Origin of the sequence: Rhodoferax lithotrophicus (assembly GCF_019973615.1) — a bacterium.
Taxonomy (GTDB): domain Bacteria; phylum Pseudomonadota; class Gammaproteobacteria; order Burkholderiales; family Burkholderiaceae_C; genus Rhodoferax; species Rhodoferax lithotrophicus.
In genome coordinates, this window is record NZ_AP024238.1 from 1,113,088 (window position 1) to 1,136,048 (window position 22,961).

Annotated in this window: 18 protein-coding genes and 1 pseudogene; 11 read left to right on the forward strand and 8 right to left on the reverse strand. The window is 55.8% G+C overall.

Annotated elements, in window-relative coordinates:
• Window positions 1–110: 110 nt before the first annotated feature.
• A complete protein-coding gene (locus LDN84_RS05235; RefSeq protein ID WP_223909448.1) occupies window positions 111–623 on the forward strand; it encodes a very short patch repair endonuclease in 513 nt (170 codons plus the stop codon).
• Window positions 624–1,135: 512 nt separating this feature from the next.
• On the opposite strand, the gene LDN84_RS05240 is transcribed toward LDN84_RS05235, so the two are convergent.
• From LDN84_RS05240 to LDN84_RS05255, 4 genes are read right to left on the reverse strand one after another with little or no spacing between them, the layout of a single operon-like run.
• Window positions 1,136–4,234: an efflux RND transporter permease subunit gene (locus tag LDN84_RS05240; protein WP_223909450.1), complete on the reverse strand. Its 3,099-nt coding sequence runs from the start codon at window positions 4,232–4,234 to the stop codon at window positions 1,136–1,138.
• A 12-nt stretch (window positions 4,235–4,246) separates the two neighbouring features.
• Window positions 4,247–5,446, reverse strand: a complete 1,200-nt coding sequence (locus tag LDN84_RS05245; protein ID WP_223909452.1) for an efflux RND transporter periplasmic adaptor subunit — start codon at window positions 5,444–5,446, stop codon at window positions 4,247–4,249.
• A gap of 37 nt (window positions 5,447–5,483) precedes the next feature.
• Entirely contained in the window at window positions 5,484–6,887 is a 1,404-nt protein-coding gene (locus LDN84_RS05250; RefSeq protein WP_223909454.1) for an efflux transporter outer membrane subunit, read from the reverse strand.
• Window positions 6,888–6,889: 2 nt separating this feature from the next.
• A complete protein-coding gene (locus LDN84_RS05255; protein WP_223909456.1) occupies window positions 6,890–7,639 on the reverse strand; it encodes a CerR family C-terminal domain-containing protein in 750 nt (249 codons plus the stop codon).
• Window positions 7,640–8,364: 725 nt separating this feature from the next.
• Here LDN84_RS05255 and tal point away from each other — a divergent pair.
• From tal to LDN84_RS05270, 3 genes are read left to right on the forward strand one after another with little or no spacing between them, the layout of a single operon-like run.
• Window positions 8,365–9,312: a transaldolase gene (gene tal / locus LDN84_RS05260; protein ID WP_223909459.1), complete on the forward strand. Its 948-nt coding sequence runs from the start codon at window positions 8,365–8,367 to the stop codon at window positions 9,310–9,312.
• Window positions 9,313–9,354: 42 nt separating this feature from the next.
• Window positions 9,355–10,923, forward strand: a complete 1,569-nt coding sequence (gene pgi / locus LDN84_RS05265) for a glucose-6-phosphate isomerase (protein WP_223909463.1) — start codon at window positions 9,355–9,357, stop codon at window positions 10,921–10,923.
• The gene (locus LDN84_RS05270; RefSeq protein ID WP_223909465.1) at window positions 10,920–11,543 is read left to right on the forward strand and encodes an HAD family hydrolase; all 624 of its coding nucleotides are present in this window, start codon (window positions 10,920–10,922) and stop codon (window positions 11,541–11,543) included. The genes pgi and LDN84_RS05270 overlap by 4 nt, the downstream gene beginning before the upstream one ends.
• On the opposite strand, the gene LDN84_RS05275 is transcribed toward LDN84_RS05270, so the two are convergent.
• Window positions 11,526–12,449 (reverse strand): alpha/beta hydrolase, encoded by a 924-nt coding sequence (locus LDN84_RS05275; RefSeq protein WP_223909466.1) that lies wholly within the window; start codon window positions 12,447–12,449, stop codon window positions 11,526–11,528. The two genes, LDN84_RS05270 and LDN84_RS05275, sit on opposite strands and share 18 nt — an antisense overlap.
• On the opposite strand from LDN84_RS05275, the gene LDN84_RS05280 reads away from it, so the two are divergent.
• From LDN84_RS05280 to LDN84_RS05310, 7 genes are all read left to right on the forward strand, one after another.
• Entirely contained in the window at window positions 12,448–12,951 is a 504-nt protein-coding gene (locus LDN84_RS05280) for a hypothetical protein (protein ID WP_223909467.1), read from the forward strand. The two genes, LDN84_RS05275 and LDN84_RS05280, sit on opposite strands and share 2 nt — an antisense overlap.
• A 329-nt stretch (window positions 12,952–13,280) precedes the next feature.
• Window positions 13,281–14,648 carry an alginate O-acetyltransferase AlgX-related protein gene (locus LDN84_RS05285; protein ID WP_223909468.1) on the forward strand — a complete coding sequence of 456 codons (1,368 nt, stop codon included), beginning with the start codon at window positions 13,281–13,283 and terminating at the stop codon, window positions 14,646–14,648.
• Window positions 14,649–14,700: 52 nt separating this feature from the next.
• Window positions 14,701–16,095 (forward strand): alginate O-acetyltransferase AlgX-related protein, encoded by a 1,395-nt coding sequence (locus LDN84_RS05290; protein ID WP_223912771.1) that lies wholly within the window; start codon window positions 14,701–14,703, stop codon window positions 16,093–16,095.
• A gap of 129 nt (window positions 16,096–16,224) precedes the next feature.
• Window positions 16,225–16,494 (forward strand): acyl carrier protein, encoded by a 270-nt coding sequence (locus LDN84_RS05295; protein WP_223909471.1) that lies wholly within the window; start codon window positions 16,225–16,227, stop codon window positions 16,492–16,494.
• Entirely contained in the window at window positions 16,491–18,029 is a 1,539-nt protein-coding gene (locus LDN84_RS05300) for an AMP-binding protein (RefSeq protein WP_223909475.1), read from the forward strand. Before LDN84_RS05295 ends, LDN84_RS05300 begins: the two co-directional genes overlap by 4 nt.
• 3 nt (window positions 18,030–18,032) lie before the next feature.
• Window positions 18,033–18,695 (forward strand): GNAT family N-acetyltransferase, encoded by a 663-nt coding sequence (locus tag LDN84_RS05305; RefSeq protein ID WP_223909478.1) that lies wholly within the window; start codon window positions 18,033–18,035, stop codon window positions 18,693–18,695.
• A gap of 216 nt (window positions 18,696–18,911) precedes the next feature.
• The gene (locus LDN84_RS05310; protein WP_223909481.1) at window positions 18,912–20,396 is read left to right on the forward strand and encodes an MBOAT family O-acyltransferase; all 1,485 of its coding nucleotides are present in this window, start codon (window positions 18,912–18,914) and stop codon (window positions 20,394–20,396) included.
• Window positions 20,397–20,534: 138 nt separating this feature from the next.
• Here LDN84_RS05310 and groL read toward each other — a convergent pair whose 3' ends face one another.
• The 3 genes and pseudogenes from groL to LDN84_RS05325 form a co-directional block, all read right to left on the reverse strand.
• Window positions 20,535–22,193, reverse strand: a complete 1,659-nt coding sequence (groL, locus tag LDN84_RS05315; protein ID WP_223909483.1) for a chaperonin GroEL — start codon at window positions 22,191–22,193, stop codon at window positions 20,535–20,537.
• A gap of 86 nt (window positions 22,194–22,279) precedes the next feature.
• On the reverse strand, window positions 22,280–22,570 hold the full coding sequence (locus LDN84_RS05320; protein ID WP_078364254.1) for a co-chaperone GroES: 291 nt from the start codon (window positions 22,568–22,570) through the stop codon (window positions 22,280–22,282).
• A gap of 196 nt (window positions 22,571–22,766) precedes the next feature.
• Window positions 22,767–22,886, reverse strand: a pseudogene (locus LDN84_RS05325) (IS4 family transposase); the annotation flags it as partial.
• Between the last annotated feature and the right edge of the window lie 75 nt (window positions 22,887–22,961).

A 22,961-nucleotide genomic window follows, 5' to 3' on the forward strand; every position in this document is an offset into this window, starting at 1 on the left:
CGGCGAAGCACAGGTTTTGTCACCCTGATACGTATATTCGATTTGCCTTGGCATATCAAATTTGCCGCATGCGCAGTAGGTGGGTACACGGGATCAATTCAGTGAGGGTGATGCTTGATGATGAAGTCGATCGAATTGCGGCCCTTCTGCTGGCCTGGAAACTGCGCTGCATCGTCCGGGAATGCACGGGGCCGGTGAGTGATGTGATGGATATCGTGTCCCCCGAAGTTCGTTCCCGAATGATGGCTGGCATCAAAGGGAAGAACACGAAGCCCGAAATGGTGGTCCGAAAGCTGGTGCACGGAATGGGGTTTCGCTATCGCCTGCACCGAAAGGACTTGCCAGGTTCTCCAGATATTGTTTTTCCGCGTCTGAGAAAAGTGATTTTTGTTCATGGCTGTTTCTGGCACCAGCATCCCGGATGCAGACTTGCCTACACACCAAAATCAAATACGCAGTTCTGGCTGGACAAACTGGAGGCTAACACACGACGTGATACCCTCGCTCTGATGGCTCTGGATGCTATGGGCTGGGAGATTCTGGTCGTATGGGAATGCGAGGTTTCCAATCTGTCGTCGCTTGCCCTGCAGCTGAATTCATTCCTCGCGTCAAATATTCGCTGATCCACTGATGTTCTGGGAGCGTAGATGGAAAAATTTGCTCGGCGCTGTCACGTGGACGAAGGGGCAGACTGTGTGAGCCTATCGACCGAAGCGCTACACAAATTGACCATATTGCCGACGGGTCCGATCACCGAGTGATACTAATAAGCACCAGGACGGCAGTCCTCGAACAACGTTAGCAGCCGCTGCATTGTTGACGACAGCAACGCTGGCACGTATGTAAGTTTAGGGCACGTTGAAGTCCGCCGCCAAAGGCTTCTAACAGGCAATCAATTTTGGAACCAGTAAGCTGCCTGTCGTGGCCGACAGCAACGGGTCTACAGCCGTCAATCAGTGTGATTTGTCAGCCGTACCTGGGCTGATCTGAATCGAATCGTCGGCCCAAGCCACCCGGAAAACCGTATTCCAGGCAGCAATCACCCTCAGCACAATCAATCCATCAGCAAATGATTGAGCCAGCCATTGCTACAAATTAAAAAGCAGCTTACGCAAGTAAATCAAGCGCTACAGCCCTAAATGACTTGTAAATCTGTCTTCTCTTCAGGAGCCTTCTCCCGCCGCACCCAGCGTTTGACGCGCCCCATGAAGTGTTCAAAGTCATCCATCAAGGTGAACACCGACGGGATCACCAGCAGGCTCAGCACGGTGGAGGTGATCAGCCCGCCGATCACGGCCACCGCCATCGGGCTTCTGAAGCTGCTGTCGGCGGCGCCCCAGCCGGCGGCCAGGGGCACCATGCCGGCACCCATGGCCAGGGTGGTCATGACGATGGGGCGGGCGCGTTTGTGGCAGGCATCCAGCAGCGCGTCAAAGCGGCTCAGGCCATGATCGCGCCGCGCCACGATGGCGTATTCCACCAGCAAGATCGAGTTTTTGGTGGCAATACCCATCAGCATGATCAGGCCAATCAGCGACGGCATCGAGAAGCTTTTGTCCGCCAGCAGCAGCCCCACAAACGCGCCACCCAGTGACAAGGGCAGGGCGGTCAGGATGGTGAAGGGATGCAGAAAGTCTTTGAACAGCAGCACCAGCACGATGTAGATACACAGCACGCCGGTCAGCATGGCCAGGCCAAAGCTGGCAAACAGCTCGTCCATCACCTCTGCGTCGCCCAGGGCGAGTTGTTTTACTCCGGCGGGCAGGTTTTGCAGGCTGGGCAGCTTGGCCACGGCGGCGGTCACGTCGCCCAGCGGTGCGCCCGAGAGCTCCACCTCAAAGGTGATATTGCGTGAGCGGTTCAGGCGGCCAATCACCGCCGGGCCACCGGTGACCTCCAGCGTGGCCACCTGGCTGAGCATCACCGGGCCTTTGAGGCCGGGCACGCTCAGGCGGCCCAGCACGGCCAGGTCTTGCCGGGCGCTATCGACCAGTTTCACCACGATAGGCACCTGGCGCTGGCTCAGGTTGAGCTTGGGTAAGGCCGTGTCGTAGTCGCCCACGGTGGCAATACGCAGGGTCTCACCAATGGCGCTGCTGGTCACGCCCAGTTCGGCGGCGCGGGCAAAGTCGGGCCGTACCGCAATTTCAGAGCGGATCAGGCTGGCGCTGGAGGTGATGCTGCCCAGGCCGGGAATGGTGCGCAGGTCTTTCTCCAGTGCGGCGGCGGCCATGGCCAGTGCTTGCGGGTCTTCACCGGTGAGCACCAGCTGGTATTTTTCACCACTGCCGCCCAGGCCCACTTTGCTGCGCACACCGGGCAATTCGGCCATGGCGGTGCGGATGGCGGACTCGATGCCCTGCTTGCGCGGGCGCTCACCACGCTCGGCCAGTAGCACCGTCAGCGTGGCTTTGCGCACCTCGCTCGTGCCCGCCGGGGCAAATGGGTCTGTGCCCGCCGCGCCGCCGCCAATGGTGGTGTAGACACTTTTGACATGCGCCACCTGCATCAGCAGCTGGCGTGCACCTTCCGCCGCCTCGCGGGTCTGGCTCAGGGTGGAGCCGGGCGGCAGTTCCAGGTAGACCTGGGTTTGTGAGTTGTCGTCCGGTGGCATGAAGCCTTTGGGCAGCAGCGGAATCAGCGCGATGGAGCCGACGAAAAACGCGGCGGCCAGCCCCAGCGTGATCCAGCGGTGGCCCAGCGCCCAGCGACTGGCCCGCAGGTAAACCGGCATCCAGAACGGGTCCTGGTGCGGGTGTTTACTGGGTTTCATCACATAGGCCGCCATCATGGGCGTGAGCAGGCGCGCCACCACCAGAGAGGCAAACACCGCCAGCGCGGCGGTCCAGCCAAACTGTTTGAAAAACTTGCCGGCAATGCCGGACATGAAGGCGGTGGGCAAAAACACCGAGATCAGCGTGAAGGTGGTGGCCACCACCGCCAGGCCAATTTCATCGGCGGCCTCCATCGCGGCCTGGTAGGGCGTTTTGCCCATTTGCAAATGGCGCTCGATGTTTTCCACCTCCACAATCGCGTCGTCCACCAGCACTCCGATCACCAGCGAGAGCGCCAGCAGTGTCACGGTGTTGATGGAAAAACCCATGAACGCCATGCCGATAAAGGCTGGAATCACCGACAGCGGCAAGGCCACGGCCGAGACAAAGGTAGCGCGCACATTGCGCAAGAACAGCCAGACCACCAGCACCGCCAGAATGGCACCCTCGTACAGCATCACCATGGAGGCATCAAACTCCTCGGCCACCGGGGTGACAAAGTCAAACGCCTGGGTGAGTTCAATGTCCGGGTGCTGGGCCTGGAGTTCCTTGAGGGCCAGCTGCACCGCCGCGCCCACCTCGACCTCGCTGGCCCCTTTGCTGCGGGTGATTTCAAACCCCACCACCGGCTTGCCATTAAGCAGGGCCAGGGCGCGTGGCTCGGCCACGGTGTCGCGCACGCTGGCCACCTGGTCCAGGCGGATGCGCTGGCCGCTGCTCAGGGTGAATTCAATCTGTGCCAGTTCTTGCACGGTTTTCACCGTGGCCAGGGTGCGCATGGGTTGTTCGCTGTCGCCCAAGTCGGCGCGGCCACCGGCGCTTTCGGTTTGCACCTGGCGCAATTGGCGTGACACGTCGGCCGCCGTGGCCCCCAGGGCTTGTAATTTCAGCGGGTCCAGCGCCACTTCCACCTGGCGGCTCACACCACCCACCCGCGCCACCGAGCCCACGCCTTTGACCCCCAGCAGGCGGCGTGTCACCGTGTTGTCGACAAACCAGCTCAAGGCCTCGTCGTCCATCTGCGTCGAGCGGATGGTGATGGCCAAAATGGGTGCCCCCGACAGGTTGACCTTGCCCACCACCGGGTCACGCACGTCGCTGGGCAGGTCGCTGCGCACGCCCTGGATGGCGCTGCGCACATCGTCCACCGCTTCTTGCGTGGGTTTTTCCAGGCGGAACTCGGCGGTGATGGTCACGCCACCGTCATGCACCTGGGTGTAGATGTTTTTCAGGCCTTGCAGCGGGGCAATGGCGTTTTCCAGCTTGCGGGCCACTTCGGTCTCCAGCTGGGCCGGGGCTGCGCCGGGCAGGGAGGCGGCCACGGTCACCATGGGCAGCTCCATGTCGGGGAACTGCTGCACCTTCATGGACTGGTAGGACAGCAGGCCGGCAAAGCTCAGCAGCACAAACAGCATCACCGCAGGAATCGGGTTTTTGATGGACCAGGCAGAAAGATTCATGGTGTTTGCTCTTTATTTGCTAGCTTCTTGTGCAGGTGCTGCTTGCGCTGGAGCACTGTTTGGCTTGGAAGATTCAACCACCCGCACCAGATCACCTTCGCTCAGGAAGCTGCCACCGCTGGCCACCAGTTGGTCCTCAGGCTTGACCCCACTTTGAATTTCGATGGCATCCCCCTGCACCCGGCCGGTTTGCACCTTGAGCTGGCTGACCCGGTGGTCGGCCCCCACGCGGTAGACGGTGCTGAAGCCATCACGCACCACCACGGCGGTTTGGGGCACGCTCAAAGCGGCAGATTGGCCCAGCTCAAACTCACCCCGGGCAAACATGCCGGGTTTGAAGGCTTGGGCCGTGGCTGCTTTGCCCGTTTCCAGCAGGTCAACATACACCAGGCCATTGCGGCTGGCGGCATCCACCGTGGGGGCCAGCATACGCACCCGGCCTTTGGTCTGCGCGCCACCAGGGGCGGTGACCAGCACCGCCGTACCCACACGGATGCGGCCCAGCTCGGCCGAGGTGACCTCGCCGCGCCACTCCAGGCGGCCCTGGCGAATCAGTTTGAACAGCTCGCTGCCTGCCCCCAGCACCGCGCCCACCGTGGCGCTGCGGCTGGAGAGGATGCCGTTGTCCGGGGCCAGCACCTGGGTTTGCTTCAGGCGCAGCAGTTGGGCATCGAGTTGCGCCTGGGTGGAGGCCACGCGGGCCTTGGCGGTTTGTTCCTGCGTCAGGTACTGGTTGATTTGCTGGGCACTCAGGGCCCCGCTGCCTTGCACGGCGCGGGCTCGCTCGGCGTTGGCGGCCGCCTCCAGGGCGTTGGCCTGGGCCTCGGCCACGGCGGCGCGGGCCAGGGCCACGTCAGCCTTCACGCTGTCGGTGGCAAAGCTGGCCAGCAGCTGGCCTTTCTGGACGCTGTCACCCACATTGGCATGTAACTCCGCCACCCGCAGGCCGCCGACTTCGGTGCCGATGCTGGCCTCTTGCCAGGCGGCCACATTGCCATTGGCCGCCAGTTTGATCGGCAGCAAGCCGCTGCGGGCCTGGGTGAGCGCCACGGTGAGGGCTGGTTTGGCTGCGCTGGGGGCCGTGTTGAGCACCTCTGCGGGGGTGGTTTGTGCCGCCGATGGCTGGGCCATCCACATGCCCAGGGCACCAAGGCCCATCAGTGCGGCGGCCAGCAGGCCCAGGGTAAGGGGTTTTAAAGTCAGGTGGTTCATGGTGTGTGCGGTGAAAACAGGGGTTTCAAAAGCGGGTTCAAAGTGGGGCAGGTGCTGTGGCATCAAAACCACCACCCAATGCGCGGTACAGCGCCACCCAGGCCTGGTTGCGCTCCAGGGCCAACGACAGTTGGGTGGACTGGGCTGCCAGTGCGTTGCGGCGGGCCTCTTCCAGTTCAACCAGGCTGGCCAGACCCTGGCTGTAGCGGGCTTGGGTGGCTTGCAGGGATTCGGCATAACCCTGGGTGGAGACTTCGGCGTTGCGCTGGCGGGCATCGGCACTGTTGAGCTTGACCAGGGCCTCTTCCACCTCACGCACGGCCTGGCGCACTTTGGCGCGGTAAACCGCCACCACCTGGGTGTAGTTGGCCTCACTGGCCAGCACATTGGCGGCGCGCTGGCCACCGTCAAACAGCGGCAGGCTCAGGGCCAGCGGGCCAAACGACCAGGTGTCCAGGCTGGTGGATGTGCCCTGGCTGCTGTAGCGCAGTGTGCCAATCGAGCCGCCCAGCGTGAGGCGGGGGTAGCGTTGTGCTTTGGCCGCACCCACCTGGGCGCTGGCCACCACCACGTCGCGTTCGGCGGCCACCACATCGGGCCGTTGGGTGAGTGTTTGTGCGGGCACACTCGCTATTAAAAAAGGTGCTGCTAGCGCAGGTTTTACAAGGGCCAGAGCTACTTTTTGTCTTAAATTTAGCTCGACCATGCCGGTCAGGGCCACCAGGGCTTTGGTGTCCATGTCACAGGCGGCGGCTTGCTGGGTGACCCGGCTATTGCCCTCTGCTGCGCTGGCGCGGGCCAGGGCGGCGCTGGCCGGTGCGGTGAAGCCGGCCTGGGCGCTGAGTTCTGCCAGGCGGGCGGTTTGCTGCCGGGAAGCCGCATCCTGGCGGGTCAGGTTCAGCCATTGGTAACAGGTGATCAGGCTGTAGTAGGTGTTGGCTACTTCAGCGGCCACCGACACGCGGGCATCGTGCCACAGCGCCTGACTGCCCTGGAGCTGGGCATCAGCGGCATGGCTGACGGCGCGGTTGGCCCCCACCAGGTCAAGTTCCCAGGCCGCTTGCAAGCCGAGGGTCTGGGTGGTGGCCAGCGGCACGTTGGGTTGGCTCACCCCACGGCTCACGCTGGTGGATGCGTCCAGGCTGGGTAGCAGGGCGGCGTTGGCGCTGGTGCGTGTGGCGCGTGCCGATTCCACCCGGGCCAGGGCTTGCGCCACCGTGGGGCTGACGGTTTGGGCCGCCTCGATCAGCTCCACCAGCAGCGGGTCGCCTTGTTGCTGCCACCACTGGGCCAATGCACCCACGGTGCCTTGGTGCGGCAAGGGCGCTTGCCATTGGCTGACCACCAGCGGGTCGACTTGCTTGGGTGGCATCAGGCTGGTGCACCCGGCCAGCCCCAGGGCCAGGATCAAGAGGGTGAGTCGGCGTGTGGAAAAGCGCATATTCAGAGTCCTGCGGAAGTGGGATCAGACCGGGTCGGGTCCTGCGGCACGGATGCCGTGGTGGCCGATGTGCGGCGTTGGGCTTCGGCCTCGACCATGGCCATGGCGTAGGTCAGCATACGCTTCACATACAAGTCAATGGCTGTTGGGGCGGCGATCAGCTGCGGGCGGATGGTGGTGATCACGTCATGGCCAATGTGCAGCATGGCGGCCAGGCCCGAGATCGAGAACGCCAGCCGGTGCACGTCGTCGTCAGCTTGTGCCAGCTTCAGGTGCTGGCACAGCGCCTGCACCAGGGCAAGGTGGCTGGGCTTGATGTTTTGTTCAATCTCCTCTTGCCACACGCCGGTGGGGTGCAGCAATTCACGAAAGTGCAGTTTCATGCACTGCTGCACCATGAGGCCCTGTTTGAGCGGGTCGGTCAGGCCGCTCAGCAGAAGGCGCAGTGTGGCCTGAATGTCTGAGCCGGTCTGGGCCAGAGCCGCGGCATCCAGCGTGAGGTTGTGGCGCGGGTCGGTGTACACGGCGCGGTACAGCCCTTCTTTGTCGCCAAAATAGTAGCTGATGGCCGCCACATTCACCTGCGCAGCCTGGGCAATTTCACGGGTGGAGGTGTTGGCAAAACCCTTGTCGGCAAACAGGGTCAGCCCGGCATCCAGCAGGCGCACGCGGGCTTGCTGGCCGTCCATACGCACGGGCATGCGGCCTGGGGTGTCTGGTGATGCGAGGGTGGTGTGGTCACTGGAATTCATGGCGTGGATTCTATATAAATAAATCAAACGTTTGATTTATTTAATGCAAAAGCGTGATGGCGCAGCTTTCCAGTCCTTCGGATGGGTTGTTTTTTTATAAGAAAAATTGATCTCTAGTGCTTGATCTACTTGCGCGAAGAGCTACGTTTTTAAGAGTAATCATGGTTTTTTTGTGTATTCGTGTGGTTGTTGATTTTTGAGGCTTTTCCGCTTGTAGAGCTTGTCTTTGTTGCGTAATAAGCTATGAATTTCATAGTTTTGTAGTTTCCCCCACTCGCACCCCCCGCCCTCTCTCGCCCCGCCGGGCGAAAGAGGGAGCTAACAGCCGTATGTGGCCGAGTGTTTGAACAGAGGGCATACAACGCCTCGGCCAACTCGGCGGTATGGGTGTTTGTCTGGTCTGTGGGATCAGTGCGCCGGAGCGTTGGTGAGCGGTTTATCAGCGCAGGCACACCGAATCCTCATACCACCCCGTTGGCCGCGGCCTTGTCTGGCCTCCATTCAAACACTCGGCCAAATACGGCTGTTGGCCCCCCTTTCCGCCCCGGCGGGGGTGGAAAGGGGTTGGGGGATAGAGGGGGATTACAACAATCAGCCATCCACCCAAGCGCTTTTAAACAAGAAGAACAAGGGGATTGAGTTGGGCATTTATGGACTTGCAGCCAATGGAAAATGCCGTAACTGTTTTGTATTTGCTGGCCCAGCCAGCGCTTCATAATGGTGGCATGAACCAACTCAACGCCCTCAAACAATTCACCACCGTGGTCGCTGATACCGGCGATTTCAAGCAGATTGAAGTCTTTCAGCCGCAGGATGCCACCACCAATCCTTCACTGATCCTCAAGGCCGTGCAAAAACCTGAGTACCGCACGCTGCTGGACGACACCGTGGCCCAATTCCGCGGCCGTGCACTGGACGAGCTGACCGACCGGCTGCTGGTGCGTTTTGGTTGCGAAATCCTGTCCATCGTGCCCGGCCGGGTGTCGACCGAAGTCGATGCGCGGTTGAGTTTCGATGCCAGCGCCACCGTGACCCGCGCCGAGCGGCTGATTGAGTTGTACCAGGCGCAGGGCATTCACATTGACCGCGTGTTGATCAAGGTGGCCGCCACCTGGGAAGGCATTCAGGCCGCTGCCGAGCTGGAGCGCAAAGGCATTCACACCAACCTGACGCTGCTGTTTTCCTTCTGCCAGGCGGTGGCTTGTGGCCAGGCCAAGGTGCAACTGATTTCGCCCTTTGTCGGGCGCATTTACGACTGGTACAAGAAGTCCGCCGGGGCCACCTGGGTAGAGGCTGACAACACCGAGGCCAATGACCCCGGTGTCAAATCGGTCACGCAAATCTTCAACTACTACAAGAAGTTTGGTATTGCCACCGAGGTGATGGGGGCCAGCTTTCGCAACGTCGGTCAGATCACCGCGCTGGCGGGCTGTGATTTGCTCACCATCAGCCCCGAGCTGCTGGCCCAGTTGGCCGACAGCCAGGCGCCACTGGCCTGTGCGCTGGATGCCCAGGCCGCGCAAGCGCTGGAGCTGCCGCGCCTGAACTACGACGAAGCCACGTTCCGCTTTGCGCTGAACCAGGATGCCATGGCCACCGAGAAGCTGGCCGAAGGGATTCGTGCCTTCTGCACCGATGCGGGCAAGCTAGACTTGTTATTGCAAGCGGCTTAAGACCGTTCGTTGCCAACCATCACTTTCCAGGGAGATTGATCCATGAACCGTACCCGTTGTGACCACACCCCCGCCTGGGGCCAATTACAAACTGCGTTTGAGGCCTCGGGCCGTGCCTTGGATTTGCGCACGGCGTTTGCGGCTGACCCCCGGCGCTTTGAGGTTTTCAGCCAGAACGCGCCACATGTGTTTGCTGACCTGTCCAAAAATCTGGTCGACGAAGCGACCCAGGCGCTGCTGCTGGAACTGGCGCGCCAGAGTGGACTGGAGGCGCACCGGGATGCCATGTTCGCGGGTGACAGGATCAACAGCACCGAAGCGCGCCAGGTGATGCATTGGTTGTTGAGAACCCCACCCATCGACCCCGCCATGCCGTCGCAGTCGGTGCACCGGCACATGGCCGAGACCTTGCACGAGGTGCACACCACGCTGGAGGCCATGCTGGATTACGCTGAACGGGTGCGCGCCGATGCGGCCATCACCGATGTGGTCAATATCGGCATTGGTGGCTCAGACCTGGGGCCACAAATGGCGGTGCTGGCGCTGGATGAATACGTCACGCCGGGCAAGCGGTTTCACTTTGTCTCGAACGTGGATGGTCATGAACTGGCGGCGGTGCTGAAAAAAGTCAAGCCCGAGAGCACGCTGTTCCTAGTGGCCAGCAAAACCTTCACCACCATCGAGACCATGACCAACGCCCACAGTGCCAAGGCCTGGTTTGAGGCCCAGGGCGGCACCGATATCGCCCGGCATTTTGCTGCGCTCACTACCAATGTTGTAGCTGCTCACGCTTTTGGCATCAGCACCACCTTTGGTTTTTGGGATTGGGTCGGGGGGCGTTATTCGGTCTGGTCGGCCATTGGCCTGCCGCTGGCCATTGCCATCGGGGCGCAGGGTTTCCGGGAATTTCTGGCCGGTGCACACGACATGGACGAGCATTTCCGCACCGCGCCGCTGGAACAGAATCTGCCGGTGCGCCTGGGCTTGCTGGACGTGTGGTACCGCAACTTTCACCACTTCACCAGCCGCAGCGTGGCCCCGTACCACAGCGCCCTCAAACGCTACCCGGCGTATTTGCAGCAGTTGGAGATGGAAAGCAATGGCAAGCGGGTGGATGCCGAGGGCCAGGCCCTACCGTATGCCACCTCACCCGTGGTCTGGGGCGAGCCTGGCACCAACGGCCAGCACGCTTATTTTCAGATGTTGCACCAGGGCACGGACGTGGTGCCGGTGGAGTTTGTCGCCGTTAAAAAGCCCAAACACAGCTTGCCCGGACACCACACGCTGCTGCTGGCCAATGTGCTGGCGCAGGCGCAGGCGCTGATGCTGGGCAAAGCCGATGCGGGTGGCCACAAACACTTCACCGGCAACCGACCCAGCACGTTTTTGCTGCTCGATGAGCTCAACCCGACCAGCCTGGGCGCACTGATTGCCTTGCAGGAGCACCGCGTGTTTGTTAGTGGCAGCCTGTGGGGCATCAACAGTTTTGACCAGTGGGGGGTGGAGCTGGGCAAGGTGCTGGCCAAGGATGTGGAGGCCCGTTTGAGCGACGGCAATGTGGCGGGGCTGGATGCGTCCACGGCGGGGCTGCTGGTGCGTTTACGCGCATGAACATCGTTTTTGACTTCGGTGCGGTGCTGTTTGCCTGGCAACCCCGGCAACTGCTGCGGCAGACGTTTCCCGAGCGTGTCCAGACTGATGAGGACGCTGCGGCTTTGGCGCATCAGGTGTTTGGACACTCTGACTGGCATGACTTTGACCGTGGTGTTCTGGACATGGAGACCGTCATTGACCGGATCGCCACCCGGCTTGCGCTGCCACTGGTAGGCACCCGGCAACTGGTGTGTGGCATTGGCGAGCGCCTGATGCCCATGACAGACACCGTGGCGCTGCTGGAGCGTTTACACCGCCGCCGCCAGCAAGGGGAGGGTGTGACCGGGCTGTATTACCTGTCGAACATGCCGATGCCCTATGCCCGGTTTTTGCAGGAACATCATGCATTTTTGGCGTGTTTTGACGGTGGCTTGTTTTCCGGCGATGTCAAGCTGATCAAACCCGATGCCGCCATTTACCTGGCGCTGCAACAGCAGTACGCGCTGGTTCCCGAGCACACCTTGTTTATTGACGACCTTTTGTCCAATGTCCATGCGGCCCAGGCCTTGGGCTGGCAGGGTGTCCACTTCGAGTCGGCCCCTCAATTGGGGGCCGCGCTTTCAATTCTGGGTCTGTAGCGTGGGGAGTGCCGCGGGCACCAGGTGTTGAGTTTTAAACACCTGCAGCGCATGCTGGTAGGCATCAGCTGCCACCAGATCCAAATCACTGTGGCCGCCAGCTTTGATCGACACCCATTGTTTGGGGGCATGGGCGGCGGCAAACAGCTGCTCACCCAGGGCGATGGGAATGGTGTCATCCTGCTGGCCGTGCAGCATCAGCAAAGGCGCGTGAACTTGACCGATTTTGTCGATGGAGGCAAAACGCTCGGTACTGAACAGCGCCAGCACGCGGGTCCAAAAACCGGCCGAGCGGGCCACATCGGCAAAACTGGTGAAGGCGGATTCCAGAATCAGGCCGCCATAGTCTTGGGGGTAGCTCAGCTGGCTGGCCAGGTCAACGGCCACACCACTGCCCATGGAATGGCCGTAAATTACCCGCTGCGCCGGGCGTGGTTCGCGCCGTACCAGCTCGGCCCAGGCCAGGCGGGCATCGGCCAGAATAGTTTGCTCGGACGGGGTGATGGCCGTGCTTTGGCCCCAGCCACGGTAGTCCAGCGCCAAAATGGAGAAACCGGCTTGGCGCAGCGATTCGATCTTGTGCTGGTTGCCCTCCAGATTGCGGAAAGTGCCATGCAGGTAAAGCAGCGTGGGGGCCTGCGGGTCGGTCTGTGGTAGCCACCACAGACTGATGTGTGCTGGCGTACCTGACCTGGGAACTTCAAGCTCATAAAATTGCACAGATGACGGAGAGGTGACCGTACTGCCGTGCGCAGTCAGCATGGGGCGGTAAATGATTTGCCGTTGTTGATCGGTGAGCCAGGCACAACCGCTCAGCGTTCCGACAAGCCACAAAGTGAGCCACCAGCGCCCCACCGTTTGCCCATTGACCCGCCCCTCCAAAAGGGCAGACCAGCTTTTAGCCATGAAGAAAAAATTTTGTTTGAGCATCGGCCTGATTGTGGCGCAGCACTGTGCGCCCGCACTGGCTGTACCGGAGTTCTTGACCGACTGGACACAGGGCAAGGTGGTGCATTGGCAGTTCAGTCCCATGACCTACCACTACTCCGAAGACCCCGAGCACAAACGGGTCGTGATGGTCGGTCTGGAGCGTGAGCATGCAGACCGGAGTTTGGACGGGGCGGCATTTTTTACCAATTCGTTTGGTCAACCGACGATCTATTTATATCCCTGGGGGCGCACTTACAAGTCGATTGCCGGCATTGACAACCTGTCGATCAAATGGACTGCTGGGCTGCTTTATGGTTACCGGGCACCGTATGAAAACAAGGTGCCGCTGAATTTCAGGGGGCTGTCACTTGCGCTGATTCCTGCTGTGACCTATGAGCTTAAGTCGGATTGGCAAGCCCAGGTCAATATTCTGGGTACCGCCGGGTTGATGTTCCAGGTGAACAAATTGTTTCGTTAAAGTGCTGGTGATCTGCTTGTGGCATGGTATCTGGCTCTGAAACCTCACAAACCACCCACAGATTCCCCAGACGAACCAAGCAATTGATTTACATTTGGAACTGCAGGGTTTGATGATGTGCTAACCGTTGCTTCCCAAAACAATCAAAAGATGACGGCGGCCAGCTTCAGATGACAAGGTAGTACTTCGCTGAAGAGCCATTGGCAACGAAAAATCTGAAGATATTGATTTGGGTAATGCCAGCGCGCTTGATGCAGGCAAAGCTGGATGACGAGGATCAAATGCTGATGCAGTTAGGTTTGTTGACAAAATAGCAGGGGTAGCTTGCGATGATGTTTCAAAAAATGATTGCCGGGTTTCGTTTGTTTTTTTGGCTATGTGCGAGTGCCATGGCCCACGCGCAGACAGAGTCACCCGTGATAGTCGGAAAGAATGATTGGCTATTTGTCCGATATGGAATGGTGCACGAATCATTTCAGTCAGAGGTATTGGCATCCATCGAACTGATCAAAAAAACCAACCGGATGCTCCAAAAGGCGAACGTACGTCTAGTGGTACTCACAACGCCATTAAAAATGGAAATCTATTCTGAATACTTGCCAGACGGGTTCGAAGTGAGCCGGTATATGAAAGGTTTCAATGATGCAACTCTTGCGCGTTTATCTGAAGGCGGTGTGGCGGTCATTGATCTGAAAAAAACGATGCGTCAGGCCGCATTGGAAAACCCAGAAACCCCTCTCTTCTACAGATTGGACACACATTGGACTCATTCCGGTACCTACATTGCAGCCCAAACTGTGCTTCAAGGTTTGTTGACTGAGCCTGGTCTGAAAAAGGTTTACGAAGCCATTCCAGCGGTCCCATACACCCTCACCTGGGATAAAAAAATGTATGTGCAGAGCAGGATACGGGATATTGTCAGTTTCCTTCCGACCGGCACCCCGGCCTATGCACCCGAGAGGACGAAAAAATTTTCGGTAGTGAGAAGTCGTGATGCGGTCTCGGAAAATGGGAAGGAGGCGACTCAAGGAGGCGAATTAGTGCTGACAGGAAGCAGTATGTCTGGTGACTGGCTAGGCTTCCCGGATGCGTTGCGTTTTGCGTTACAGCGCAATGTTTCCAATTTTTCGATCAATGGTGACTTAGGCCCCTGGGTTGGGCTGCGCGCATATTTGCAAAACAATGCTTTCCAGATAAAAAAACCGTCTCTGATACTTTGGGAAATACCGGGGCAGACTTTCGAGCTTGGGCCCAATTATCAGCTCAGATTGGAGCGCTATAAGATCCATCCTCAACTCTGGTTATTGCAAATTGCGGCACTGACGGAGCCCGTGTGTGATCCAGTTTCAGTAAAAATCCAGGTCAGAGCGGGCGCTGGTTCCCCCACTGGGCAAGAATCTGCGAACTCAATGCGTAGCGCTTTTGAAATTCAATTTGACAAGCCACTGGATTCTTCGATGTATCTTCGCGCAAAAGCCGTGACGAATGGTACTCAACAGATGACGGTAGAGGCATGGAGCAAACAGCAATTGAAGCATCGAATGAATGTAGATGCCGGTACTGATGGCACTGATCATGCTTTGAGAATACCGATCGGCGTAGGGCTCAAAGACATCAGTCAGTTGAAAGTAAACGGAATATCAGCGATAAGTGACGTTCAGATGTGCAAGTACTCAGAGAACTGGTTGGCACGGTAACTTAACCTGACTTGAATCCAGTTGGTAAATTTGATGTGACGGCATCGTGTCGATGGAAATGATAAAAAATTGCTGTGTCAATAAATGGCGATGTGTTGCCTTTTTGTCCGGCGCCCTTGGCATGGTTTCTGTGCACGGTGGCGAGTCTCTGGGCATTGTCGGCAAAAATGACTGGCTCTTTTTACGATCTGAATTGTCGAGTCCGGCAGAAGCGTCTGCCAACGCAGAGACCATTTCGCTGATTGGGCGTTTCAACAAAGTGCTTGCGGCTAACGGCATCAGCATGGTCGTCACGATGGTGCCAGTGAAGGTACGTTTGTACGCCGAGTATCTTCCTGACAACATCAAACTCAACGATTACATGGCTGGTAATTACGAGCGTATGAGCAAGGCGTTACAGGCCGCCGGGGTGACGGTGATTGATCTCAATACGCCTTTCTTGAACAGTCCCATGCGGAACTCAGATACGCCCCTTTTTTATCGGCTTGATGGACATTGGAGCTTTATTGGTGCCAAGTTGGCGGCTGAAACCGTCAAGGCTGGCATAGATGCCAACCCCATGCTGAAAAAGGCGCTTGATGCAACACCTGAAGTGGCGTTTCAAATGAACGTCGGCAAGCGCAAACTTCCGACCAAAGTACATGATTTGATGGCTTTGATACCACCCAATTATGGGACTTTTGCACCTGAGCGATTCACGCCGGTCAGCGTGATTCGAGCCCAGGAGCAGAATGAAGCCAACCGTGTACCCATCGGGATCACGGTGCAGGGCAGCAGTTTCTCCCAGGAGTGGACTGGCTTTGTGGATGCGCTGCGTTTTGTGTTGCAGCGCGATATTTTGAATGTCTCGGTGACGGCGAATATCGGATCCTGGTTTGGTATGGAAAGCTATTTGAGTAGTGATGCCTTCCAGACCAATGCGCCCAAAATACTGATCTGGGAAAGGCCCGAGTACACCATGCGCGCGCCACCGAATTTTCAATTTCAGGACGCACGTTATGTGAGCAACAATACTGAATGGCTGTTGCGCGCCTCGGCCTGGGTACAGGGTACTTGCAAACCATCGACTGTGATTGCTAAGGTGATGCCGGTCAGTTTGGCGGCAAACGGAGCCAATTTGAATGACGGAATGGTCACAGGGCCGACCAGCGACAAGGAATTCATCGAGATCAGTTTTAACAAGCCCATCGAAAAGCTGGATTACCTGGCCGCAAGGATTACCGCCGCCGGATCAAAAACCTTAATTTTTGAGGGTTCTGGCCCCGGGGTGGCAACACGCCGGTTTACATTGAATATCGCTGGGGATGCTGCTGCGCATGCCCTGAAAACACCATTGCTATCGAATAGTCGGGGTTTCACAAAATTGCGAATCTACCCAGGGAAACGCCAAAGTTTTGCCCTGCATGGGCTGAAAATTTGCCGCCAGCCTGAAGACATTCTTGACTAATGCGGGGTGCAGGCCGGTGCAGGAATGGCTTTGTCTGTCCCCGTCGTGGTTCTGTGGACGGTAAGCCCAAGATAGCCCCCATGTGCTAAAGTGTCCGCGAATCCGACTTCATTTCCTTAGGAGCAACGCATGGCAACTATCCAGCCTCAGGACGATCCTCGGGGGGATATTCACCTCGTCGTGGAGGGTATCTTTCGAGAACTTTTTCGGGATAAAAGTCTCGTTATACACACAGAGACAAGCGCCAAGGATATTGAAGGTTGGGACTCTCTTGCCCATATCACGCTCATCGTGGCCATTGAAAAAAAATTTGGCATTAAATTCAAACTCGCCGAGTTACAGGATGTTCGTAACGTAGGCGACATTCTGGCTCTTGTAAAGACCAAGACGGGAAAATGAGTCTTCCCTACGTAACCACTTTTGTTGACGATTTTTTTCGCTGCGCCGGGCTCTTTCCGAACGAGCCAGCGTTGGTTTTTCCTGATCAAACGACGACTTATGCGGAGCTTCTGGCTCTCGTTCAGGGGATTCGTGACTCGATAGATTCGGAAGTCCCGATTAATGAACGGCGAATTGCAGTGTATGCAACGCAGGATGCTTATACGTATGCCACGATCCTTGCGATCCTTGCGTCGGGTAGGGCCTATGTTCCTCTGAATCCTCACAACCCTGCGCAGCGCAACGGCAGTTGTCTGACGCAGGCTGATGTTTCCACACTCTTTCAATCGGGCGCTGAAACTGAAATCAGTCAATGGGTTCTGGCGCAGCGACTTCCGATAAAAATCTTGAATCTGCGGAATATCTCTTCAAGCCCGTCAGAACGGGTGCCCACGCCAGTCCGCGAGACTGACATGGCGTACCTGCTCTTTACCTCCGGTAGCACGGGTAATCCCAAGGGTGTCCCTATCTACCATGGGAACCTGAGGCGGTTTATGAAAGCGTTTCTCAGCGAAATGGGTTTCGAGTTTCGACCGACGGACCGTTTCCTGCAGATGTTTGACCTTACTTTTGACCTTTCCATCATGTCCTTTGCAGCCCCGCTTGCTCTCGGTGCCGCATGTCATGTCGTCACGGGCTCAGGTGTCGGTTTCCTGGACGTGGTGAAAACACTTCAACGTGGAAAGATATCGGTCGCGTTGATGGTGCCTTCCGTGTTGTCTTTTTTGGAGAGGTATCTCGACGAGATAGATTTGCCGGACATGCGCTATTCTCTTTTTTGCGGCGAAGCGCTTCCCGCTTTGTTGGCTGAAAAATGGCATCGATGTATTCCATCGGCACGCCTGTTCAACGTTTACGGTCCCACTGAGGCAACGATTTTTTGCTCCGTTTACGAGTTGAAATCGCCTTTGGGTTCCTCTGGTGAATACCAGGGCGTGGTTTCCATCGGAGTGCCGATGCCAGGAACCGTGTTCTCCCTCATCAGTGAAAAGGGAGACTGCGTTGCCCCTGGAGAAAAAGGCGAGCTTGTGATTTCTGGCGGGCAGGTAACCGATCAATACTGGCGCAACCCGGAAAAGACACTTGCTGCTTTCTCCGTTCGTTCGGGCGAAGCGCCAGCCTACCGGACGGGTGATATTGCCTTTGAATCAGAGGGTAATTATTATTATTGCGGGCGTGTGGATTACCAACTGAAGGTGGACGGGTATCGTATTGAGGCCGGAGAGGTAGAGCATCATGCCAGAAGCCTTGCCGGTGTCCGAAATGTCGCTCTTGTTGGCCAAGCAGAGACGAATGGGAAAGTCATACTGCATTTATTTCTAGAGGCATCCGACATTGATCAGGAGTCGCTCCGAATGGCATGCAAGACTCACCTGGCAGGGGAACTTCCTTCTTATATGCTCCCTCATCAGATACATGTGCTCGACTCTTTTCCCTTGAATCAGAATGGGAAAATTGATCGAAAAGCGCTGATTTCGAGTGTTCACCAGGGATAAGCCATGGACGATTTGGTTTTCCGAAAAGCTGCCCCGGCCGATTTGCCCTTTCTCATCGCTGCCGTGAAAGCTGCGGAAAAGCTGGGCACAGCCAGTTGCACCTATGAAAAGCTTTTTCTGCTGAGTGACGCAGAGGTCGATGCACTGCTCAACCAAGCACTCTCGATTGAAAGTGACGGATATCAGCTTGCCCTGAGCACCTTTTTCGTTTACACGAGGGGTGGTGTTCCGGTTGCCTGTTGTTCTGCATGGATTGAGGCCGCAGATGGTATTCCCAGTGGGTTCAAGATGGCTGCCGTGCTTTCTGATCTATTGGGTTTTGAGAAATGGATCGATGCGAAAGCTGCGATCAAGGCGTTTGCCGATGCAACCCCCAAGCGTACTGCTGGGGCGCTGCAGATGGAGACGTTTTACGTCGAACCAAGTTTTCGGGGGCAAGGCATCACGGTGCAAATCATCGACAGTGTGATACGCAGTTTCAGTAACGTTGTTATGCCTGCGAAGATCGCCGAAATCACCATGTTCGAAGGAAACGCCGAGGCACTTCGCGCATACCAGAAAGCCGGATTTCACATCCACCGCAAAGGTGATCCCGGCAATGCGCTTTTTCGGACTCTGACAGGCAGTGCTGGTTTTATTCAGTTGCACAAAACGATCAGAGCCTAAGGGCTGCACAGAGGCACGAGTCGCCCTGGCGACCTCTGTTCAGTGGTGTAGACAGATATGTTATTCAATGTAGCCTGTAAACCTCAATGCCCAAACTCTGGAAAGTGAGCAAATTGTTCTGCCAGCACGGTAAGCGTTGGTATTTTGCTTGGGTTGCTGCGAACTCACCCTTTTTTGAATATGTTGTTTAACTCCTCAGTTTTTGTTTTCATTTTCATGCCAGTCGTATTTGCTGGCTATTTTCTGATCGCCAGAAAAAGTCATCAAGAGGCGCTTGCATGGTTGGCTATGGCTTCGATTTTCTTTTATGCTTATTGGAGCATCAAGGCTCTACCGGTTTTGGTGATATCCATCTGCATCAACTATGGTTTCGGAACTCTGCTAGCAAAGCAAGAACTAAAATATCGAAAAGTAATATTAATATTGGCAATTGCAGCTAATCTGGTAGCTTTGGGGTATTATAAATACATCAATTTTTTCATTGATAATATCAATGATATATGTGATCTGATGGAGCTGGATCCATTGGATTCAATTAATATATTTTTGCCTATTGGGATTTCATTTTTCACTTTCACTCAAATTGCTTTTTTGATTGATAACTATCAAGATAAAGTGAAAGAACGTAATTTTATTCAGTACACCCTTTTTGTTTCTTTTTTTCCTCATCTTTTAGCTGGACCGTTGCTTTACCATAGGCAAATGATGCCGCAGTTCTCGATTCCGGAGAATTTTGTAATTCAAAAAGAAAAAATTGTTACTGGATTATTAATTTTTACTGTTGGGTTGGCGAAAAAACTATTGATTGCGGATACTTTAAATAGTTATATATCTACCTTTTACAATTCACTAGCTCAAGATTTTGAACCCAATTTTTTGGCATCCTGGACTGCATGTCTAGGATACACTTTTCAGCTTTATTTTGATTTCTCTGGGTACTCTGACATGGCGGTTGGAATAGCCTTATTATTTGGTATCTGGTTGCCATTTAACTTTAATTCTCCTTTGCGAGCCACCAGCATCATTGATTTTTGGCAACGTTGGCATATTACCCTTACTAAATACGTCGGAGATTATTTATACACGCCAATCACTTTGCAATTCATGCGTCTGGGTCAAAACCTGCCGCCAACCTTTGGATTCCTTTTTTCCCTGGTTATTCCAACGGTTTTTATCTTTTTGATTTTAGGTTTTTGGCATGGGGCCAATTGGACATACGTGGTCTTTGGAGGTATGCATGGTTTGTATATTGTGACGAATCATCTCTGGAGAAAATTTTTTCCAGTTTTGAGCAAACAAAATAGAAATAATCAATCTTGTAAAACTTTGAAGTTGACTGCTGCTTGGATATTAACTTTTTTAGCTGTTAATGTTGCATGTGTCATGTTTCGTTCTGATAGCATTTCCACAGCCGTTGTTGTTTACAAAGGAATGCTGGGGTTCAATGGGTATTCTTTGGGAAATATGCCTGATATTCAGGCATGGATATTCAATTTAAGAATCATTCTTTTGACAATGATTTCCGCTTTTCTGATAGTTTTCTTGATACCCAACACTATTCGCATAGCTTCGTTGTCTGAAAAAATTCTTACTGATAAAGGAGTGTTAATCTATGTTTTTGTTGCTATTTTGCTTGGAATAATATATTCGTTGTTGCAGCTTGATTTTCATGGGAGTCCATTTCTATATTTTCAATTTTAAATTAATATTTAATGTGAATGATATCTATGTATTAATTTATGTTTGAAAATAAAAAAGGCCCCGCGATTTATTGCGGGGCCTTTTTTTGAGGGGGAGAACAGGAGAGCACCGGAGTGCTCAGGCACTGCAGTCGGGTAATTACATGCCCATGCCGCCCATACCACCCATGCCGCCCATACCACCCATGTCGCCGCCACCCATGCCGCCAGCGGCTTCAGTCTTGGGGGACTCGGCCACCATACATTCGGTGGTCAACATCAGCGAAGCCACAGAGGCTGCGTTTTGCAGCGCGGTGCGGGTCACTTTGGTGGGGTCCAGAATACCCATTTCGATCATGTCGCCATAGGTGTCGTTGGCGGCGTTGAAGCCGTAGTTGCCGGTGCCTGCCATGACAGCGTTCACCACCACAGAGGCTTCGCCACCGGCGTTGTAAACGATTTCGCGCAGGGGAGCTTCGATGGCTTTCAACACCAGGGCAATGCCGTGGTCTTGGTCAGCGTTGTCACCCTTGATGACACCCGCAGCTTGCTTGGCGCGCAGCAGAGCCACGCCGCCACCAGCCACAATGCCTTCTTCCACGGCAGCGCGGGTAGCGTGCAGAGCATCTTCCACACGGGCTTTCTTTTCTTTCATTTCGACTTCGGTGGCAGCGCCAACCTTGATCACGGCCACACCGCCAGCCAGTTTGGCCACACGCTCTTGCAGTTTTTCGCGGTCGTAGTCGCTGGTAGCTTCTTCGATTTGTACACGCACTTGTTTCACGCGGGCTTCGATGTCAGCTGCTGGGCCAGCACCGTCGATGATGATGGTGTTTTCCTTGCCCACTTCGATGCGCTTGGCAGAACCGAGGTCAGCCAAAGTCACTTTGTCCAGGGTCAGGCCAACTTCTTCAGCGATCACTTTGCCGCCAGTCAGGATGGCGATGTCTTCCAGCATGGCCTTGCGACGGTCACCAAAGCCAGGAGCCTTGACAGCCACAACCTTCAGGATGCCGCGGATGGTGTTGACCACCAAAGTGGCCAGGGCTTCGCCTTCGACATCTTCAGCAATGATCAACAGGGGACGGCCAGCCTTGGCGACTTGTTCCAGGGTAGGCAACAGGTCACGGATGTTGCTGATCTTCTTGTCGAACAGCAGCACGAAGGGGTTGTCCAGCAACGCGGATTGTTTTTCCTGGCTGTTGATGAAGTAGGGTGACAGGTAGCCACGGTCAAACTGCATGCCTTCGACCACGTCGAGTTCGTTTTGCAGAGACTTGCCGTCTTCCACAGTGATCACGCCTTCTTTGCCGACTTTGTCCATCGCGTTGGCAATGATGTCGCCAATGGATGCGTCAGAGTTGGCAGAAATCGAGCCGACTTGGGCGATTTCTTTGGAGGTGGTGGTGGGTTTGGATGCCTTCTTCAGTTCGGCGATCAGGGCTTCTACAGCCTTGTCGATACCGCGCTTCAGATCCATCGGGTTCATGCCGGCGGCCACGTACTTCATGCCTTCGCGCACGATGGCTTGAGCCAGCACGGTGGCGGTGGTGGTGCCGTCGCCAGCGTTGTCAGAAGTCTTGGAAGCCACTTCCTTGACCATCTGCGCGCCCATGTTTTGCAGCTTGTCTTTGAGTTCGATTTCCTTGGCCACGGACACACCGTCCTTGGTCACGGTGGGGGCGCCGAAAGAGCGCTCCAGCACCACGTTACGACCCTTGGGGCCCAGGGTTACTTTGACCGCGTTGGCCAAAATGTTCACGCCTTCAACCATGCGTGCGCGGGCTTCGCCGCCGAAAATTACGTCTTTTGCTGCCATGTTATGACTCCAGAATATTTAAGTGAAATGAACCGCTAGTGCTTATTAAATAAGCGCAAGCAGCTATTTAATTGATAGTTGTTTGATTACTTCTCAACAACCGCGAACAGGTCGTCTTCTTTCATGACCAACAATTCATCGCCATCCACCTTGACGGTTTGGCCGCTGTATTTGCCGAACAGCACGCGGTCGCCGACTTTGACGCTCATGGCACCGAGTTCGCCTTTGTCGTTTTTCTTGCCAGGGCCAACAGCCAAGACTTCACCTTGATCGGGTTTTTCAGCGGCGCTGTCAGGAATGACGATGCCAGAGGCAGTACGGGTTTCGTTTTCAACGCGTTTGACAATCACGCGGTCATGCAGGGGACGAAGTTTCATAGTGACTCCTATAAATTTTGAAACAGGGGTTAAAAAAACAGACTCCAGAACAAGTGCTCTATGGTCTTGTAACTTTCAGGGTGGTGCCAGACATGTATTGTTAGCACTCAACCCTAGCGAGTGCTAATGATAAGGCCGTTTTGCATAGTTTCAAGAGGTCGGGGTTATTTTGTGACCCTATTTGACGGGCGCAGATGTAGAGGGCGGATTTCAGTTGCAACTCCTTTTTGACAATGGCGATCAAAACGTAGGTGGCGATGGCACACCAAATTTGCGTCTTCACCGCGTTCTCGCTGGTGCCCAAAAACTTCTTGACCATGGAAAGACTAAGAATTGGAATCCTTCTATTGGACGGATATCGACTCAATCCAATGGAGCTGACTTTTCCGGG